Raw genomic sequence first — 16,295 nt, 5'->3', positions numbered from 1 at the left:
CGGTGGCGGGAACGGCGAGCAGCGCCGCCAGGAGCGCGGCGCCGAGGAGCCCGATCACGGGCGTTCGCTTCGTCATGTGCTGTGTTCTCGTGGGCCGGGCAGGGTCCCGGCGTGATGGGCGGGTGATCGCCCGCCCGAGATCCGGTGTGGTGCGGGCGGGCGTGCGTCGGCGGATGCCGACGCGGATGACGTCAGATGAGCGTCAGGGTGAGGGTGGAGGTGTAGTCGCCGCCCGGGGTGCCTGCGGGCACCTTGAGCGTGAGCCCGGCCTTCACCTCGGTCGTCACGTTCGCGTCGGCCGATGCGTCGCCCGAGGCGAACTGCTTCGGCTGGGAGAGACCGCCGTTGGCGCCGGGAGCGACCGTGGCGCCGGCCGTGCCCGCACCGGAGACCTTCTCGGGCTGCCAACCGAGGTGGGTCGCCGCGATCGGGTCGCCGCCGCCGTTCTTCGCGAACGGCGAGGCGCTGCCGGTGAGGCTCCAATCCTCGCCATCCGGGTCACGACGGTCATCGTTCACATGCACGTTGCCGAGCTCGCCCGTCGCGGTCCAGTCCTGGCCGGGCTGGCGCGTCGTCTCGCCGGTAAGGGTGACCTTCGAAGCCGCCGGGTCAAGCTGGATCGTCAGGCCCGAGGGCTCAGAAGGCGCTTCCTCGTCGGGCACGCTGACCTCCAACTCCGGCTTCTCGTCGTCCGCCGGGGTAACCGCGCTGGTCGGATCCGCCGAGGACTCCGCATAAACGTCGGCGTCGGCCGGGACGAAACGCGCACCGAACCCATACTCCGTGGCCGGAGCCAGCCCGGTCACGTCGTACGTGGCGCTGCCGCCCACGACATTCACCAGGGCGCCGTCGATATCGACGTCGTTCTGGGTGAACTGCACCTGCCCGGCCGCGTCTGCCGGCGTCACGCTCGCGGTGAGCTTCACCGAGGTGGCCGAGGTCGCCGCCGCGGTGACGGTCGTCTCGGTCGGGGTCGGGTCCTCCACGGAGCCGCCGGCGACCGCCCAGGTGGTGGCGGAGGTCTTGACGAGCGTCGCCGCGAAGTACTTGTCGGTTGCCGTGAGCGGCGAGTTCGGCGAGAGGAACGGCGCCTTCTCGCAGGTGACCAGGATCTTGAAGGTGCCACCGTCCGGGATCGCCGGCCACGAGAGGCGGGTGGCGAGCTGCTGAGAAGTGGTGCTGTGCCCCGTGATGTTCATGGGAGCGTCGAAGCCGGTCGAGCGAGTGGCAACGAGGCCGTACACTGGCTGCCCCTCGACGTACAGCACCGTGCGCGAGGACTTGATCAGTTCCGGCTCGGGGCATCCGACTTCGGTGGTCAGCGCCTCGAAGCCGGGGACGGCGGTCGCCGACCCGGAGGTGGGGCTGACGGTGAGAGGGCCGAGGTAGTTCGGGTCGTCGGGATCGCCGGTGGCCGCATGTGCAGGTGCGGCGGCGAGCGACCCAGTGGCGGCGGCGAGCACGACGGCGGCGAATGCCGCGATCCGGCGCGTTCGGCGCCCGGGGGCGGGTGCGGTGGTCATGGAGTGTCCTTTACATCGGGTTTGCACGGGTGAGCCCGGGTACTTGTACCGTGCCCGTTCGGCGAGTAAGCTTTTCGGGTTGGACCCCCGCGTTTCGCGGGGCCCTTCCTGTCGCCCCCCGCGAGTGTCTTTTCCAGGGACCGCGGGGGGCGCTCTTGTCCTCGGAGGGAGGGCGGGGTGGGACGCCGCCGGCACGCGACGCCCCACCCCGCTCTCTCAGGGTTCAGCTGAACGACGAGTACGAGCGGTAGCCCGCGATCTTGCCGATCACGTCACCGCTGCCGCTGGTGGGCAGGGCGCTGAAGCCGTACTGCGTGATCACGCCGTTGAGGTTGCCGATCCACTCCGGCGCGGCGTCGAACGGGTCGACCGTGTTGGTGGCGGCACCGAGGTCGGCGGCACCGCGCAGGAAGCGCTGCAGCTGCTCGTCGGCGGCGACTCCCACACTGGTGAGCCGGTCGGTCGGCGCAACGAAGTACACCAGGCGCTTGAGCGCGTTGGTGAACGCCGGGTTCTGCGCGTAGACGCCGCCGGCGACCTGAGTCGCCGGCGTGTTGCCGACCTGGCCGAGGACCGCACCGTGCAGGCGGTCGGGCGCGACGAAGTTCGTCTGCGCGACCCACTGCGCGATCGAGAACGGCACGATGGCGCGCGCCGGCAGCTCCGCGAGGACCGTGCCGTCGTGCTCCTGCACGGGCTCGCCGTTGTAGCTGTCCGCCACGTGAGCACCGAACGCACCCGACGAGCTGCCCGTGATCACCGTCGCGAAGTACTGCCGCGTGCCCGAGTTCGCCTGCGGCTGGAACGGCACGATCTGCGCCGACGAGGCGGCGGAGCCGACCGTGTAGGAGGCGCCACCCGACGCCGCGGCGTAGACCGTGAACGTGCCCGTGGTGCCGGCGGTGTTGACGCCGTAGATATTCTTCAGCGTCAGCTTCAGGCGGTCCGTGCCCGGCCACACCTCGTTCACGCTCGCACCGAGGTCGATGTTCTCGGGCAGGGCGGTGGCGCTGGCGTGCTTCGCCCAGCTGACCGCGTCCTGGCCGATCGGGATGTACGCCAGGTCACTCGGCGTGGTCGACGTGTAGCCGCTCGAGGAACGGGCGATGTCCACCTGGCCGGTGATGTCCGTGCCCCGCCAGGCCACGCCGGTGTCCGAGGCGCGCACGGCACGGAGCCCGTCGGTCGACCCGTTGGGCCGGTCGAAGAGCGGGCCGCCCGCGCGCGTCTGGATGTCGTCGTACGTCGCCCCGGTGCTGGGGTTGGTCGCGTTGTACGAGCCGAACACCTTGACGCCGTCGCGGACCGCCGCGTCGCTCAGACCGTTCGCGACATCCTGGATGGTGTCGCTGCCGGCCGCCACGAGGGCACGGTAGGTCGGGGTGCCGCTCGGCTCGGCCGAGGCGACGCCCGGGGTGACGAGCACGAGGCTCGCCGCGGCGAGGACGGCGAGGACCGCACCCGCCTTCTTCTTCAAGAGGGTCATGATGACCTTTCTGTTCGAAACGGGACCCGCCCGGTCGGGAGGGCCTTCCTGCTGCCGATCCGGCGGCTGTGTCCTTCCAGGGCACCGCCGGTCCGGCCCTCTCCCTCGGGCCGCAGCCCTCGGGGGAAGTCTGTGTGATGGTTCATCCCGTCTCCCGCCGTCTCAGGAGGAAGGGAGCGGCCGCGCCCGCGGCCAGGCTCGCGAGCAGCGCGCCGCCGACCCCGGCAGGGGCCGCGGCCGCGGGCGTCACCGCGGCGTCGGCCGCGTCGAGCGTCGTGCGCGAGACCTGCGTCTCGGGCGCGTCGCCCGCGGGATCCCCAGCGCCCGCCGCTCCCGCGCCGGGACCGGAGGCGGGTACGCCCGCCGCCGCCTGCTCGTCGGGACCGACGCCCCCCGGCGCATCGTCGCTCGGCGCGACGTAGTCGCGGATGCGCTGCGCCGCTTCGAGCGCCTGCGCCCGCAACTCGTCGCTGAGCGGGGCGTAGCCGGCGGGCAGCTGCCCCGGGCTCTCGCCCGGCACCTGGCCGTCGGTGACCGCGTACTCGATGAGGTCGGCGTAGTCGGCGCGCGCGTCCGCGTCGCTCGCGGTGAGGTTCACCGCGGCGTACGAGACGAGCGTGAGCGGATACGCGTCGTCGGGAAGGGCTGCCACATCCGCCCAGGACGCACCGCCCTGGTCACGCTGGGCACCGACCGCGGCCGTCAGCGCTGCCTCGGTCGGCCCGGCGAACACGCCGGGGCGGTTCGGCAGCTGCAGCCGCGCGGTGGGGAGCACGAACTGCTCCGCGGCCGGCGTGTCGGTGAGCCCGAGGATCCGCACGTTCGGCGGCCAGTCGCGCCCCACGGCCTTCCACGCGCCGTTCCCGCTGCCCGTCCAGGCGTTCGGATCCCACGAGGGCCGCTGCACGTCGGCGCGGAACACCCGCCGTGCCACGTTCTCGAGGTTCGTCGCGTACGGGTTGTACGCCACCGAGTCGAAGCGGCTCGGCACGCCGTTCCTCAGGATGCCGGGAGCGAGATGCTCGTCGGCGCGGGGGATGGTGTCGATGGGGGTGTCGGCGAGGCTGAGCGGCGCGCCGTTCGCGTCGGTGAAGCCCACCGCCCGCTGCGCGGGCTGCCCGTCGGGGCCGGTCACGAAACGCAGCTCGGTCTCGCCCGGCTTCGGGTTGCGACCCCAGGGCACCTCCTCGTACTGCGGCACGTGCGCGCCGGGGTGCCCCTTCGGCAGGTAGTACGGGTTGATCGTCATGCCGAGGTTGTTCCCATCGCCCGGCAGCACATTGTCGGGCTCACCGGCGAGGAACGCGCGCGCCTTCTCATCGGCCTGCAGGTACTCCCACAGCAGCCGGTAGCCATCCGAGCCCGTCGGGCCCGCGACGACGACATCGGCCATTCTGAGGTTCACGGTGTTGGTGCCGATCTGCGGGTTGAGGTCGCGGAACTCGGGATCGTACGTGACATCGACCGGGTTCCGCGCGTTCAGGTGGCTGCGACGGTCGGAGTCGGCGAGGCTGCCACTCTGGAATGGGACGGCGTTCTGATAGCTCTGCGTCAGCAGCTTGGCGAGGAGGCGTGGCGTGAGCCGGAGGTCGGTGATCGGCCCTGCCGCGCCGATGTACTGGAACGACACGGTGATGCCGGAGACGGCCACGGGAGCGTAGGCGAGGTCGGTGCCCTCGAGCATCTCGGCGCCGCCCTCGCCGAGCTCCTCCGGCACGACGCCCCGCGCCGTGTAGGCAAGGCCGAGGCGCCCCTGCGCGAGCTGCGCGCGACTCTGGGCATCGGCATTCGCCGTGAAATTGAACGCCGGCCCCCCGCTCGCGCACAGCGCGCTCTGCCACGAGCCCATCGCATGCACGAGCATCTCCGAACCGCCGACGAGCCGGGCGCTCCCGCCACCGCAGGCCGTGAGCGGGGCCTCGACGTCGAGCGGCACCACGATGCGGTTGTCCCAGTAGTCGTGTTCCAGGCTCGTCGGCGCGCCGCGCTGAATGCCCTTCTGTCCGTACTCGACTCGCGGGTTGTTCTCGACCGCCTGTTCCCCGCCATAGACCGTGCCACGCGGCACGATCACGAGGCTGCAGCGGCGAGCCTCCCCGTCCTCGGCAGGCGCGCCGCAGCCCAGCCAGGGGGCCTGCGCGGTCGACTGCACCTCGAAGGCGAACGAGGTGGATCCGTCGGCCTTGACCGGGACGGCGAGGAGCTCGTTCGTCGTCGATGAGTTGAGGATCTCGCCCATCGACGCGGCTCCGTCGGGAACCCAGTTGGGGTAGACGTAGTCGTCGCCCTGGACGGACCGGAACGGGATGAGGTGCTGCGGCGTGTCACGGTAGCCCGCGACCGTCGTGTCGTTGATGTTGTTCTCGGGGATGGCGTGCGCACCCCACTGGCAGGTCTCGCGGAAGTCGTCGGCGCGCGGGTCACCCCAGCACTGCATCACTTGAAGGAAACTCTGCTGATGCGCCGAGTACCAGCCATCGCCGCCGATGCCCGGCATCCACTGCCCACCGACCGTGCCACCCGGCATGCCCGAGACCTCGATGCGCACGGCCTCGTCGCGTACCCCGGCGGTCTTCGACACCGTCACCTGGAGATCCTTGAAGTCGTCGTAGTGGGGGTTGCGGTCGAGGCCCTTCTGCTCACTCAGCCAGGTGTGCTCGCGTTCGGGCTGCAGCACTTGGATGGACGGGTCGTTGCCCTGACCGTTCCACGCGACCGTCACGGCTGATCCCGCGCCGGCCGCGACCGCGGGTGCGGCGTCGACGACCCCCACGCCGGCGAACACCACGCCGAGCGCCGCGAAGGCGGCGAGCGAGCGCCCCATGACCCGTCGGCGGTCGGCGATGCGCCGCGTGCGGAGAAGGCGGTCGAGGTTGCGCGTCACGGATGCTTCCCTGTCAGCTCAGGCGGCTCGGCGAGCCGCGGGTCGGGGTGGGCAGGAGGGTCTGGCGACGGCGCTTGCCGAGCAGCGGGGGCGCGACCGCGGCGAGCACAAGCCCGGCGCCGCCGACGAGCGTCGCGAGGGCCGGAAGGAACCCGGGCTGCGAGAGGGGAAGGTCCTGCGGGCTGCCGGCCACGACGATCGGCCCCGTCGCCCCCTCGATTCCGACCGCCTCCGCATCGGCCACGCCGGCGTCCTGCTCGCCAGCGGCACCCGCGCCGCCATCCTGCGATGCGGCACCGGAGCCGCCGCCGCCCTGCGCGCCACTCTGCGCGCCGCCTGTGACGTCCGTCGCCGTGTCCTGCGCGCCGCCGGTGCCACCCGAGCACTGCACGGGCCCCTGCTTGTCGCACTCCTGCGGGTACGGGGCGTTCTTCGCGAGCGCGTTGCCGTTCGGGTCGTTCGGGTCGAGGGTCGGGTTGTTGCAGTCGGCCACCGAGAAGCCCGTCTGGGCGGGGTCGCCGCCCGGGACCTTCTGCAGCTGTCGCTGCGCCCCCAGCACGAGGTTCACGGGCAGCGGCGAGTACCCGAGCACGTCTGCCGACTGCTGCCCCTCGCAGAGGAAGTAGGAGCCGAAGGCACCCAGCGTGAGCCCCTTGTTCTCGGTGAAGTTCTGTTCCAGCGCGGTGGGCAGGATGATGTAGCTGTACGAGCTGAGCGGGTACGTGCGAGGATCGCCGTTCGTGTAGACGTCGCGCAGATCCTGCGTCAGGTAGTCCGGCGAGGACTGATCCTCGTTGATGTGCGCCTGCAGCAGAGCGACGGCCACGTTCCCCGCCGTCGGCTCGGTGTAGTAGCCGGCGTTGTTGAGCAGCTTTGCGACGGGGAACCCGGAGTTGAGCGCGTAGCTGTACTCGACGAAGGTGATGGAACCGACCGCGTAGCTCTGCGCCACGTACCCCGAGACGCCCTCCGAGCCCTTCTTCGAGATGAAACCGCTGCCCGGCACGACGGGATAGTTGCTGGTGACGCCGCAGTGCCCGTTGATCAGCGGCCGGTTCACCTTGCCGCAGTACGCGTCCCACAGCGCCGTGTGCTCCTGCCGCAGCCAGATCGACACCTGTGCGGTCGCACCGGATCCATCGGAGCGCACGACGGGAACGATGGGGATGTCGGGCAGGGCGAGCTGCGGGTTGTCCGCCACGATCTGCGGGTCGTTCCAGCGTGTGATCACGCCCGTGAAGATCTTCGCGACGGTGTCGCCCGACAGGCGCAGGTTGGTGACGCGCTTGCCGCCGATCTGCAGGTTGTACATGAACGCCGTGCCGCCGGCCACGATCGGCATGTAGGCGAACTGGCGCGCCGGGCGCTGGTCGGCCTCGTTGGAGTTGGCGATGCCGTAGGGGATCTCGCTGACGCCGAAGTCCTTGATTCCCTGGGCGAAGTCACTGCGCCCCTGCGTCGACCCTCCGCCTGAGTACTCGATCTTCCAGCCGTTGTTCGCCCACACGTTGCGGATCCAGGCGGCCAGCGCGTTCTCCGACCAGGTGGAGCCAGAACCGGTGATCGGCACGTAGACGGACCCCACCGCCTGCGCGGGCGTGACTGTACCAAGCACGCCCATCACGATCAGCACCATGCCCAGAACCGCCGACGTGACGCGGAACGGCGACCGACGAGCGCTCATCGCCTTCCTCCTTCTCGGTCGATGCCGTCGCCGTGATCCGGGGCAGGATCGATGCCAGGGGGCGCGCCCACCTTCGCTGCCGCGAGGGCGAAGTCGCCGCGCTCGACGAACCGCCGGGCATCGCGCTCGCTGGCGCGGCGTGCACGGGCCAGCTGGCGTGACGAGAGCACTCCGGCGCCCTTGCCTCCGATGATGCGGGCGAGGGCGAAGAGCACGAACACCATGACCATCAGCACGGCGGCTGCGCCGAACCCTCGGGCGATCTGCGTCTCCTCGGGGCTCTTCACCAGGGTGAACGTGGCGAACGGCAGCGTGACCATCGCCCCCTCGAACGGGTTGAGGTTGAAGAAGGTCGTCCAGCCGGCCGTCAGCAGCACCGGGCTGGTCTCGCCGATGCCGCGGGCCGTGCCCAGCACGATCGCCGTCATGAGGCCCGACTTGCTGGTGGGCAGCACCACGTGCCACACCGTGCGCCAGTGGCTCGCGCCCGTGGCGAACGACGCCTCCTTCAGCGTCTGCGGCACCAGGCGCAGCACCACGTCGGCCGAGCGGATGATGATCGGCAGGATCATGATCGTCACCGCCAGCGCCGCCGCGAAGCCCGACTGCGGCAGCCCGAACAGCAGGATGTAGGTGGCGTAGATGAACAGGCCGCACACGATCGAGGGCAGCGCCGTCATCGCCTCGGACACCGTGCGCACGATCCGCGTGAAGAGCGAGGGGAACTCCGCCATCATCACGGCCGTGAGCAGGCCCAGCGGGATGGCGACGGCGAGCGCGATGGAGATGACGATGAGCGTGCCGATGGCGGCGTGCGCCATGCCGCCCACCGTCACGGGGTCGAGAGGCCCGGCGAGCGAGAGGTCCTCGACCCAGAAGTTCGGCTGCAGGTAGGCCTCGGCCCCGCGGATGAGCGTGAACACCACGACGATCGCCAGCGCGAGCAGCAACAGCAGCGCCGTGGTGTGGATGACCACGGCCATCACGCGGTCGCGGATCGTGACCTTGTCGTCGTCGAAGCTGATCAGCACGACGAAGAACACCAGGAACAGCGCGTACGCGACCAGGACGAACGGCAGCGGACCCTGGAACGGCACCAGATGGGAGAAGAGCGTGCCGGTCGCGGTGAGCGCGGCGGCCAGCGCGCCCACGATGCGCAGCACGTCCTCGCGGCGGATGGTGGAGAGCTCGCGCCGCGTCTCGGGCCGGCTCACGTGGAGCCGCCCGTCGCGCCCCGGCACGTGCGTGCGCGTCACCCGGCCCGGGAGCGTGGCCCGGCGCCGCACCGGGTCGGTGATGATCTCTGTCGTGGTCATGTCGATGGCCTCAGCTCGATGCCCCGGAGCGGGAGCGGCTGACGATGAAGCCGGCGATGAAGTTCACGGCCATCGTGATGAGGAAGAGCACGAGGCCGGCCGCCATCAGGCCCGACAGCTCGAGGGCCGAGGCCTCGCCGTAGCGCAGCGCGATGAGGGCGCTGATGGAGTTCGTGCCGGCAGAAAGCACGTGCCAGTTGATGACGAAGATCGGCGAGATCACGATGTACACGGCGATCGTCTCGCCCAGCGCCCGGCCGAGGCCGAGCATCGTGCCGCCGATGATGCCGCCCAGCCCGTACGGGTAGACCACGTTGCGGATCATGCCCCACTTGCTCGAGCCGAGCGCGAGCGCCCCCTCGCGCTCACCCAGCGGCGCCTGCGCGAACACCTCGCGCATGATCGACGCGGCGATCGGGGCGACCATGAGCGCCACCACCAGGCCAGCCAGGAACGCCGACGCGGTGAACACGGTGGGCGTGGCGAGCGGGTCGCTCGGGTCGAACTGCGACACCGCGAAGATCGGGATCCAGCCCAGGTAGGTGCTGAGCCACTCGGCGACCGGGATGAGCTGCTCCTGCAGCCAGTACGCGCCCCAGAGCCCGTACACGATGCTGGGGATGGCGGCCATGAGGTCGACGATGTTCGTCAGCAGCCGCTTGAGCCCGTCTGGCGCGTACTCGGAGATGTAGGTGGCGACGCCCAGGGCCAGCGGCAGGGCGACGCTGATCGCGATGAGCGCGATCACCACCGTGCCGAACAGCACCGCCGCGATGCCGAAGCGGCCGCTCGCGGGCTCCCAGTCCTGCTCCGTGAGGAACTCGGGGCCGGCGACGCCGAAGGCCTCCGCCCCACGGATCGCGAGGAACAGGCCCACGAGCGTCATGATCACGAGAACGATCACGCCGCCCGAGTGCGAGCCGACCCGGAACAGGTTGTCCGAGAGCCCGCGCACGGCGCGGAGGCTTCGCGGCCTGTCCTCCGCCGGGGAGGAATCGGGACGAGCAGCAAGCGCCTCGTCCGTCGTCTGGGGGGTTGTCACGGGACACAAGCATGTCCGGCTCTGCCGGGCCGCAGAAGGGGTAGTTCCCCGAATAGTCAAGGGCGAACTGCGGTCGGTTCAATGAACTTTTCGCAAGGGGGTAAGGACCGCGTTTCGGCGGACATACCGCGGTTTCTGGGGGCCGTTGGTGGGTTGCGGTGGTCGCTTCATCTCCGGCGCTTCGCGCCTCCGTTCAGCAACCGGATGGGGCGCCCCGCACACCGATCGGGCGGGACAGGAGACCGCACACCCATCGGTTGCTGAACGAAGCGGCCGCAGGCCGCGAAGATGAAGCGACCACCGCAGCCCGCGTCCGCCGGTGCGCCCCGCCTCACTCCCCGGGCGTGTACAGCCCGAGGTCGCGGCAGAACTCCTCCGCCGGGGCCGCGGAGTCGTCACGGGGGAACGCGAGCAGCGAGAGGTCGGCCCGGCGACACAGCACGAGCTCGGGCGCCGCATCGTGCGCGGTGCCGTCGACCAGGCCCTGCTCCCACAGGTTCTCGCACATCGACAGCGCGTACGCCTCGCGGTCCCCCACCGGCTCGGCGCCGTCGCGCACGCCCGTGGCGTACGGCGACGACAGGTCGGCCTCGGGGTAGCACTCCACCCAGCGGTCCTGCACCTCCTGCGGCGCGAGCACGATCGCGGCGGCCAGACCCAGCGTGAGCACGCCGGCGCCGGCCGCGCCGGCGATCGCCAGGCGGCGGCGCCGGCGGCGGCGCCTGGCGATGTGGCCCTGCAGCCACTCGGCCATGGCGGCGCGGCGCTCGGGACTCAGACGCGGCTGATCGCTCATCGTCCTCCCCCGAATCGTTGCCCGACGCGCTTGCGCACGCGGTTCAGTCGTTTGCCCACCGACGCGACGGAGATGCCCAGTCGCCGCGCGGCCTCGTCGTAGCTGAGGCCCTCGACGATGACCGCCTGGTACGCCTGCTGGTCGAGCGCCGGCATCGCCGAGATCTCCTCTTCGACCCTCTCGAGCAGCTCGCGATCCTCGATGCGCTGCCGCTGCCGGGTCTCCAGCATGGTAACCGCGCGATCGTCCAGTCCCTCGAAGGCGGGCCGCCGCCGCAGAGATCGCAGCCGGTTCGCCGCGTGGTTGCGGCACGTCACGAGCAGCCAGGAGAGCGCCGATCCGTTCGCCAGCCGCACGTGCCTGGCCTTGTCCCACGCTGTGGCGAACACCTGCTGCGCCACCTGCTGCGCCTCGTCCTCGTCGCCGAGCTCCTCGAAGGCGGCGACGAACACGTCTTCGATATAGCGGTGATAGAGCACGGCGAAGGCCCGGTCGTCGTCGCGGGCGGCGGCGTCGAGCAGCTCGCGGTCGCTGCGCTCGCGCCACGGCCCGCGCCCGCTCCACTCGCCCATCACGCGCCGAGTGTAGCCATGCCCGCGGAACACCCGGCGCCGCTGTGCGGAAACTCGATTTCCTTACCTTCGACACCCGATGTTCGCCGCATCGACACGTCGCACCACAGGCCGACGCCCAAGATTCACCCCCTCGTTGCCCGGGCTGGGGTGGGGATCGGTTGACTGTGGCCCATGAACAGCCTCTCGCTCTCGTCCCTCGGCGCCACGGCCGGCCTGCTCGCCGCCCTCGCCCTCGCCCCCACCGCCGCCACGGCGGCCGCCCCCGCCGACGCGCAGTCGTGCTGGGTCAACGTCGACACCGGCGAGTCGGCGTGCTTTGACGCCTCGCTCGACCCCATCGCGCAGATCGAGGCCGACACCGGCACGACCGTCGTCGCGGTGCCGACCGGATCGATGCGCGTAGCGTCCGCGCGCTCGGCTGCTGTGGCGGCCGACGCCGAGACGTACCTGCTGGCGACCGGATGGGACGAGATCGGGTACGCGGGCGCGAGCGTCAGCTACTTCACGACCCTGCCTCAGGTCTGCGACGGCTATACGCACGGGTTCTCGACTTTGCATGACTGGGATCAGCGCTTCGAGTCGCTGCGCTCCTACAACGGGTGTGTGAGCTACGTCTACGACGCGATCAACTTCTCCGGTACGGAGTTCGGGCCGATCTCCGCTTCCGCAGACCTCGGCGCGTTCAAGGACCGTGCTCGGTCGCTCTGGCTCGAGTAGGCCGTTCACCCACGCCAATGCTCACCACGCGTCGCCCGCTATGAGGAGGGTGATCCCTGCGATTCGCGCTTGAAGGACCGCGTCGTGCGCTGGCACCACCGTGGTGGTACTGCACCCGCCGGGCTGCCCGACCATCTGGCCGTGGGTCTGTGAGTAGCTCCAGCAGGAGACGCGCACAGACGCCCCCCCGTTGTCGGGCAGCCCGCTCCACGTCCACGTTCCCGTCGCCTCGTCGTAGGCGAGGTCGGCGAGCGTGAAGTCGAGCGACGGCTCGGGCGCGGCGAACGTCGTCCATTCTCCGCAGCGCGCCTCGCTGCCCCATGGCGTGCAGGCGCGCAGCTCGTACGCCACGGGCTGCCCGAACGGTCCGCCCAGCAGCTCGCGCGGCACCGCCGATCCGGTGAACGCCACGGCGTCCTCCGCCCCGGGCGCCCGCAGCTGGTAGAAGCCGGCGAACGCGGCCGGCGCCGCCACGTACTCGTAGCGCGTGCCGATCCACGCCATCGCGCCGCCGTCGTGCGCCACGGCGCCCGGCAGCGGATCGGCGTGCACGGTGACGGCCTCGCTCGCCACGCACTCGTCGTCGGTGTAGCCCCACACGATGAGGCGGTAGCCGCCGTCGGGCGGCGCCGCTCCCCCGAACGCCGCCGCGAGCGCCGCGCCCGCGTCGAGCACCTCGCCCCCGGCGGGCGCCGTGACCTCGCCGCCGTCCGCGCGGCACGATCCGGGGCTCTCGCCGGGGCGCAGCCGCTGCGCGAAGTAGCCCCGCACGGGCTCGCCGGCCGTGAACGGCGACCACTCCACCACCACCGCGCCGGCGGCGGGGTCGGTGAAGGCGCGGACCGATCCGGGGCGCAGCGGGGCCGGGGGTGCGTCGGGCGGTTGCGGCGCGTCCGGGGCGCCCGGATCGTCCGGCAGCGTCGGCGCGTTCGGGCCCGGCTGCTGCGGCTGCAGCACCGGGGTCTTCGGGGCGACGGGGTCGGCGGAGTCCGCGGGCGAGGGCTGCTCCTCCCGGGGAGGATCCGCCGGCTCGCCGATCCCGCCGTGCCACGGCACCGCCGCCGCGCCGGGCTCCGCCACGTTCCACACCTCGCCGGTCGCGGGCGCGTTGAGCACCACGGCGGCGCCGTTCACGCGGAACACCAGCTCCGCCGACGCCGCGCCCTCCGCGCGATCCAGCGCCGTGGCGCGGGGCGCGTCGTCGCCGCACCACGACAGCGCGGCGCCCGGCCACGCAGCGTGCACGCAGTCCCCCACCCGCACGGGGCGCGCCGGGCCGGCGGCGGGGGTGTCAGATGCGCCGGGGGTGGCGGTTGCGCCGGGGGCCGGGTCGGCGGTCGCGCCGGGGATCGCGGACACGCGGCCGTCGCGCACCGCCAGCACCCGCCGATCCGTCGCGATCAGGATGTCCGCCGGCGGGGCGCCCGCCGTCGACACGGCCGCGGATCGCTCGAGCGCGAGGGCGCCACCCCACGAACTCAGGTCGACCGCGCCGTCCGCCGTGTGCAGCCGGCCCGAGCGCGGGTCGAGCACCGCCCATCCGCCCGCCGTCGCCGCGACCTGCACGGGCCGCGTGGCCGATCCGCGGAACGGCGCGAACTCGCCGATCCGCTCGATCCCGCCCCGCGTGAGGCGGTACGCGCGGCCCTCGCGCGGCGACGCCACGACGACGCCGCCCGATCCGTCGGGCGCCATGCCGGCCCCGGCCCCGAACCGCCGCAGCGGGGGCGCGTCGGCATCGAAGGCGCCGAGCTCGCCGGCGGGCACGCGCCACAGGCTGCCGGACCGCGGATCGAGCAGGGCGACGGAGGCGGGATCGAGTGCGGTGGGTGCGTTGTTATCGGGTGCGGTGTCGGGTGCGGGGAGGATCTCGATCTGCGTCGCGGGGCCGGGCAGCCAGGCGGCGTCGCCGAGCGCGACGCGGGCCGGGTCGAGCGACGCGACGGCGGCATGCTCGCGATCGACGACGAGCACGGTGCCGGCGGCCTGCGCCACGTCGAGCGCGGCGGCCGCCACCGGCAGCACGGCGTCGAACTCGCCCACGGCCACGTTCACGCGCCCCACCCCTCCGGCACCGGTGCTGGCCCACACGAGCGTCTCGCCGCCGCCCACCCGCACGGCCCCGGTGGGGGCACCGGCGACGAGCGCCAGCCCCGCCACGACCCCGGCGACCGCGAGCGCCCCGACGAGCGCGTGGCGGGTGCGGCGGGGGGCGGGGGTGGTGTGGGTTGCGGCAGTGGGGCGGGTTGCGGCGGCGGTTGCGCGCTCGGGTTGCGGCGGGAGGGCGCGCGGCATCGGCGACGCGGCGGCGTCCGCTGCCGCGCGGTCGCCGTTCGTCCAGATCGAGCCGGGCATGCTCTCTCCACAGTGGGTCTGGTCGCATCGCCCGCGCTGCACGGGCCACGACGCGGGTCACTGTACCGGCCCCAGACGAACACCCGGTGACGCACGGGTGTCCACCCGCCCGCGCGCGTGATCGACGATCCGTGCTCGCCGCCCGAGGCCACGCGGTGCGACTCCGCCGTCACACGATCGCGTCGAGCGCCTGCGGCAGCGCGGTGATCCCGTCGCCGGCGAGGAAGTGACCGGCGCCGGGGACGATCCGCGCCGACGTGCCGAGCACCCGGGCCAGCCGATCCGTGTGCCCGGTGGGCACGTAGACGTCGGCGTCGGAGCGGATCACGGTGAGCGATCCGATGCGCTCGGGGAGGCCCACCACGTCGACGCCGCCGCCGGTGAAGCCGTCGAGCTCGGGCAGCGCGGGCAGCCGATCCGCGAACCCGGCGACGAGCACGAGTGCGTCCAGGCGCCACGGCCCCGCGAGCGACGCGAGGTGGCGCAGCACGGTGAGGCAGCCGAGGCTGTGGGCGACCACGATCGAGCCCGGTCCCGGTGTGCCGATCGCCTGGGCGGCGGCCGCGGCCCAGCGGTCCGGATCCGGGCACCCGGGGTCCGGGAGCGCGGGAACCCGTGAGGGGACGCCCGCCTCGCGCAGCCGCCGGGCGAGCCATCCGAACCAGTGGTCCTCGGGAGTGGCGCCGTAGCCGTGGAAGATCACGGCCCGCCGCGGAGTTGTCGCTGTCATGTCGCGGGAGCGTAGGGCTTCACGCCAGCGAGAAGGTCAAGTCGAAGGGATGCGCATGCTGATCGGCCAGCTCGCCGAGCGCGCCGGGGTGTCGGCCCGGGCGCTGCGGCACTACGAGGATCGCGAGCTGCTGGTGCCGGATCGCGACGTCAACGGATACCGTCTCTATTCCGAGGCGGACGTCGAGCGTGTGCGCCAGATCAAGACGATGATCGACGCCGGGCTGCCGACGGCGACCATTCGCCGCTACCTCGACTGCGCGAGGACGGGCGACCACGGCATGTCGCTCGAGATGTGCCCCGACCTGCGCGCCGAGCTCGACGCGATCGCCGCACGCCTCGACGCACAGCAAACGGCGCTCGCGCGCACCCGCACGCGCCTGTGCGCCCTCACCCCGGCGGGTTGAGCGGGCCGGTTGGTGCCCCGTTGGTTGCTGGACGGTTCGGTTGCTGAACGGAGGCGCGAAGCGCCGGAGATGAAGCGACCACCGCAACTCCTCCTGCATGCGCTCGGGGGTGTCGGTTCGTCCACACCCGCCGTTTCCACCGGCTTATCCACAGAACGGCCGTTTCTGGTCCTGGCCGGGGCTTCCGCGGGTTCCGGTGTCGGTGGTCGGTGAGACGATGCGGGTATGACATTCCTCAGCGATTTCCAGGACCGGGCAGGCGCAGTCGCGTCATTGCCGCCGGTGGATGTCGCTGTGGTGGCGGCCCTTCCAGACGAGGACGTGCTCGCCCTGCTGACCGTCGCGACCGACCTGGCCAAGACCGCCGAACGCGTCCGAGCGGTCGCCGCGGGAGTCGTATCGGCGCGCTCGTCACGGGCGGCGGGGCACAAGGGTCTGGCGCAGGGTCGGGGGCATCGCAACGCGGTCGCTCTCGTGCAGGAGCTCTCCGGAAGCACCCGCGGCGACGCCGCCCGGCAGGTGCGGGTGGGGCAGTCGCTGGTGGAGTCCGCGCTGGGCGGGAACGGCGCGGGCGCCGAACCGGCTACGGCACCGGAGGGCCTGGACCCCGCCGCTGCGGCCGAGCAGAGCGTCCCGCCGGCGGTGCCGTGGCATGACGCGGTGGATCAGGCGCTGCTGAGCGGGGTGGTGACGGCGGCGCAGATGGACGCGATTCTCCGCGGCCTCGGCCACCCACCCACCGGCTCCTCGTCGCAGGATTCGTCGCCGGCCAGCGCGGATG

Annotated in this window: 12 protein-coding genes and 1 pseudogene; 3 read left to right on the top strand and 10 right to left on the bottom strand. The window is 72.1% G+C overall.

Features of this window, described 5'->3' with window-relative positions:
• Positions 1 to 191: 191 nt before the first annotated feature.
• The 8 genes from ACYVJ0_RS12850 to ACYVJ0_RS12815 form a co-directional block, all read right to left on the bottom strand.
• Positions 192 to 1,523: a hypothetical protein gene (locus ACYVJ0_RS12850; RefSeq protein ID WP_460818215.1), complete on the bottom strand. Its 1,332-nt coding sequence runs from the start codon at positions 1,521 to 1,523 to the stop codon at positions 192 to 194.
• Between the two features lie 223 nt (positions 1,524 to 1,746).
• Entirely contained in the window at positions 1,747 to 3,009 is a 1,263-nt protein-coding gene (locus ACYVJ0_RS12845; protein ID WP_460818214.1) for a hypothetical protein, read from the bottom strand.
• Positions 3,010 to 3,151: 142 nt separating this feature from the next.
• Positions 3,152 to 5,893, bottom strand: coding sequence for a hypothetical protein (locus ACYVJ0_RS12840; RefSeq protein WP_460818212.1), 2,742 nt, complete (start codon positions 5,891 to 5,893; stop codon positions 3,152 to 3,154).
• A 13-nt stretch (positions 5,894 to 5,906) separates the two neighbouring features.
• On the bottom strand, positions 5,907 to 7,577 hold the full coding sequence (locus ACYVJ0_RS12835) for a phosphate ABC transporter substrate-binding protein PstS (protein WP_449854030.1): 1,671 nt from the start codon (positions 7,575 to 7,577) through the stop codon (positions 5,907 to 5,909).
• On the bottom strand, positions 7,574 to 8,893 hold the full coding sequence (locus ACYVJ0_RS12830; RefSeq protein WP_460818209.1) for a PstA family ABC transporter permease: 1,320 nt from the start codon (positions 8,891 to 8,893) through the stop codon (positions 7,574 to 7,576). The genes ACYVJ0_RS12835 and ACYVJ0_RS12830 overlap by 4 nt, the downstream gene beginning before the upstream one ends.
• 10 nt (positions 8,894 to 8,903) lie before the next feature.
• Positions 8,904 to 9,848 (bottom strand): phosphate ABC transporter permease subunit PstC, encoded by a 945-nt coding sequence (gene pstC, locus ACYVJ0_RS12825; RefSeq protein WP_449854032.1) that lies wholly within the window; start codon positions 9,846 to 9,848, stop codon positions 8,904 to 8,906.
• 418 nt (positions 9,849 to 10,266) lie between these two features.
• The gene (locus tag ACYVJ0_RS12820) at positions 10,267 to 10,731 is read right to left on the bottom strand and encodes a hypothetical protein (protein WP_460818208.1); all 465 of its coding nucleotides are present in this window, start codon (positions 10,729 to 10,731) and stop codon (positions 10,267 to 10,269) included.
• Complete coding sequence (locus ACYVJ0_RS12815; protein WP_460818216.1) at positions 10,728 to 11,303, bottom strand: RNA polymerase sigma factor; 576 nt, start codon at positions 11,301 to 11,303, stop codon at positions 10,728 to 10,730. The genes ACYVJ0_RS12820 and ACYVJ0_RS12815 overlap by 4 nt, the downstream gene beginning before the upstream one ends.
• A gap of 174 nt (positions 11,304 to 11,477) precedes the next feature.
• Between ACYVJ0_RS12815 and ACYVJ0_RS12810 the strand changes: the two genes are divergently transcribed.
• Positions 11,478 to 12,023 (top strand): hypothetical protein, encoded by a 546-nt coding sequence (locus tag ACYVJ0_RS12810; protein ID WP_460818206.1) that lies wholly within the window; start codon positions 11,478 to 11,480, stop codon positions 12,021 to 12,023.
• A gap of 21 nt (positions 12,024 to 12,044) precedes the next feature.
• Here ACYVJ0_RS12810 and ACYVJ0_RS12805 read toward each other — a convergent pair whose 3' ends face one another.
• Positions 12,045 to 14,378 (bottom strand): hypothetical protein, encoded by a 2,334-nt coding sequence (locus ACYVJ0_RS12805; protein WP_460818204.1) that lies wholly within the window; start codon positions 14,376 to 14,378, stop codon positions 12,045 to 12,047.
• 169 nt (positions 14,379 to 14,547) lie between these two features.
• Entirely contained in the window at positions 14,548 to 15,108 is a 561-nt protein-coding gene (locus ACYVJ0_RS12800) for an RBBP9/YdeN family alpha/beta hydrolase (protein ID WP_460818203.1), read from the bottom strand.
• Between the two features lie 49 nt (positions 15,109 to 15,157).
• Between ACYVJ0_RS12800 and ACYVJ0_RS12795 the strand changes: the two genes are divergently transcribed.
• On the top strand, positions 15,158 to 15,514 hold the full coding sequence (locus ACYVJ0_RS12795) for a MerR family transcriptional regulator (RefSeq protein WP_460818201.1): 357 nt from the start codon (positions 15,158 to 15,160) through the stop codon (positions 15,512 to 15,514).
• Positions 15,515 to 15,739: 225 nt separating this feature from the next.
• Positions 15,740 to 16,295 (top strand): annotated as a pseudogene (locus ACYVJ0_RS12790) (HNH endonuclease signature motif containing protein); the annotation flags it as partial.

The sequence above is a fragment of the Microbacterium petrolearium genome (assembly GCF_054782875.1).
Note: the sequence above shows the minus strand (reverse complement) of the source record. Positions and strands in the feature narration are given on the sequence as shown.